Annotated in this window: 3 protein-coding genes and 1 tRNA gene; all 4 read left to right on the forward strand. The window is 38.7% G+C overall.

What is annotated here, in order from left to right:
- The first annotated feature begins 166 nt into the window (after nucleotides 1-166).
- Nucleotides 167-238 (forward strand) — tRNA-Asn (locus tag ACTNB3_RS17640).
- 139 nt (nucleotides 239-377) lie between these two features.
- Nucleotides 378-1,688: a redoxin domain-containing protein gene (locus ACTNB3_RS17645; protein WP_441027262.1), complete on the forward strand. Its 1,311-nt coding sequence runs from the start codon at nucleotides 378-380 to the stop codon at nucleotides 1,686-1,688.
- Nucleotides 1,681-2,136 (forward strand): RrF2 family transcriptional regulator, encoded by a 456-nt coding sequence (locus ACTNB3_RS17650; protein WP_441027264.1) that lies wholly within the window; start codon nucleotides 1,681-1,683, stop codon nucleotides 2,134-2,136. Before ACTNB3_RS17645 ends, ACTNB3_RS17650 begins: the two co-directional genes overlap by 8 nt.
- Nucleotides 2,137-2,153: 17 nt before the next feature.
- Nucleotides 2,154-2,462, forward strand: a complete 309-nt coding sequence (gene trxA / locus ACTNB3_RS17655) for a thioredoxin (protein ID WP_427808294.1) — start codon at nucleotides 2,154-2,156, stop codon at nucleotides 2,460-2,462.
- Nucleotides 2,463-2,630: the final 168 nt, after the last annotated feature.

Here is a 2,630-nt window from a genome sequence, read left to right on the forward strand (position 1 = left end):
GAGAACGAAGTTCTCGAATGGTTTCCGCGGAAAGTAAGTTTGAAATGGTAGGATAGGAAAGAAATGGATGGAGAGATAAAACTTTGTATGTGGTTTTGAAGGTACATAAAAGTATTTTCAAAAAGCACTTGAAAAAAATGAAGAAAGTGCTATAATATTAGAGTATTCCTCGATAGCTCAGCGGTAGAGCATTCGGCTGTTAACCGAAGGGTCGTTGGTTCGAACCCAACTCGGGGAGCTAAGATGACTTCCATAGACAGAGATGTTTATGGAAGTTTTTTTATTATAACAAATGATATATTGACAGATCTAACTGTATGTGATATTGTTACAGTAATAAATGTAATAATATGGATTACAGATTAGAAAGGAGATATATGAATTTAACATTTGAAGCAGGAATTCCCGTATTTACTGTATTTATACAAGGGGTATTGAGCTTTTTATCTCCGTGTGTGTTTCCTCTTGTACCCTTGTATATTGGATATCTTGCAGGTGGAACATTAAACGTTGATGAGCTGGGCCGGATGGTTTATCCGAAAAAGAAAGTGTTTCTTCATACGGTATGCTTTGTGTTTGGAATAGGAGCTGCTTTCTATGTGTTAGGACTAGGATTTTCGGTACTCGGACAGTTCCTAAAAGATAACAGAATCTGGTTCGCACGTCTTAGCGGGGGAATTATGATTTTGCTAGGTGCATATCAGTTGGGTATATTCGGAAGATCTAAGACATTGGAGCGGGAACATCGATTGAATATACGATGGGACAAATGGACGATGAATCCAATCACTGCTTTGATTTTGGGGTTTACATTCAGCTTTGCATGGACACCTTGTGTTGGCCCCACACTATCAGCGGTGCTATTAATGGCAGGTTCATCCACAACAATGAAACAGGGATTTGTTCTGATCAGTGTTTATGTTCTCGGGTTTGTTGTACCGTTTCTTCTGGTAGGGATATTTACCGGAACATTGCTTACGTTTTTTAGAAATCATGGAAGTATTGTCAAATATACTGTGAAAATAGGAGCAGTACTTCTTATCGTGATGGGAGTTATGACACTGACTGGATGGTTAAACGGCGTGATGGGTCATCTGGCTTCTTCGTTTGAAAGTAAAAATTCGACAACAGAGGAGACTCGGCAGACTTCGGATTCAGAAGAAATGCAGAATGATGAGGAAGATGAAGAAGTTCATAAGCAGATTAAGGCACCTGATTTTATATTGATGGATCAATATGGGAAAGAACATACGCTGTCAGATTATCGTGGAAAGACTATTTTTTTGAATTTCTGGGCAACCTGGTGCGGGCCGTGTAAAAGTGAAATGCCGGATATACAGAAACTTTACGAACAATACAATGAAAATACAGAAGATGTAATCGTGCTTGGTGTGGCAAATCCCAAAACTGAGGGACACCCTAATAATAACGATATTAGTAAAGAAGAAATTGCCGGTTTCATGAATGAAAACGGATGGACTTACCCTATACTTTTTGATGAAAGCGGTGAAATTCTTTCGAATTATGGAATTACGGCATTTCCCACGACATTTATGATAGATGTAAATGGGAATGTATATGGTTATGTAAGTGGTGCGCTTACCGGCGATATGATGGAGAGCATTGTTTTACAGACGATAGAGTCGGCAGATCAGATAGGGAAGCGAAGAGGAGAAGACAATGAATAGTGAATTTATAATTGCGGTGCACGCTCTTGTTTTTCTATATCATAAGCAGGAAGTAGTTGCAAGTGATGTGTTGGCTGAGAATGTTTGTACGAATCCGGTATGTATTAGAAAAGTGATGGGAAAACTAAAAAAAGCCGGTCTTGTAGACACGAAAGAAGGTGCAAGCGGAGGCTATTGTCTCTGCAGGGACGGAGCGGATTGTACGCTTCAAAGTGTAGGAGAAGCACTTGGAACAGAATTTGTGAAAGCAACATGGACTTCGGGGAATGCGGATAAAGAGTGTATGATCTGTAGTGGGATGGCTAATATCATAGATGAAATGGCTTCGGACATGAATAAATTGTGCAGAGAGTATATGGAAAAGCTAACAGTTGCTGATATTGAAAGAAAGGTATTGGCATCGAAGTCAGAAAATACACAAGACAGTTCTATAATGAAAATTTTATAAAGAAAAGGAGTAATAAGATGGCAGTTGTATTAACAAAAGAAAATTTTGAGCAGGAAGTTTTAAAAGCAGATAAACCGGTGTTGGTGGATTTCTGGGCAGAATGGTGTGGACCCTGCCAGATGATGTTGCCGGTTATAGAAGAGCTGGCGAAAGAGCAGACGGAAATTAAGGTATGCAAAGTGAATGTGGATGAGCAGATGGAACTTGCAAGACAGTATCGGGTCATGTCAATACCTACATTTCTTGTATTCAAGAATGGAGAAATTATAGCTCAGACACTGGGAGCACAGCCGAAAGAAAAACTTCTGGAATTGATCCGGAAATAAAAATTAAAAAATAACGACGGTTCTAATTATTAGAACCGTCGTTATTTTTATGCTTCTGGGTAGTGTAAAATATTTTGTGTTTTTGAAAAAAATGGCTCCTTTTTGGTAAGAATTCAGATATGACAATTTTTATCGAAAAGGAGTATTTTTATGCCAGTTGCAAAGGAA

The organism is Bariatricus sp. HCP28S3_D3, from assembly GCF_052065755.1.
In the GTDB taxonomy this organism is placed as follows: Bacteria; Bacillota; Clostridia; order Lachnospirales; family Lachnospiraceae; genus Allocoprococcus.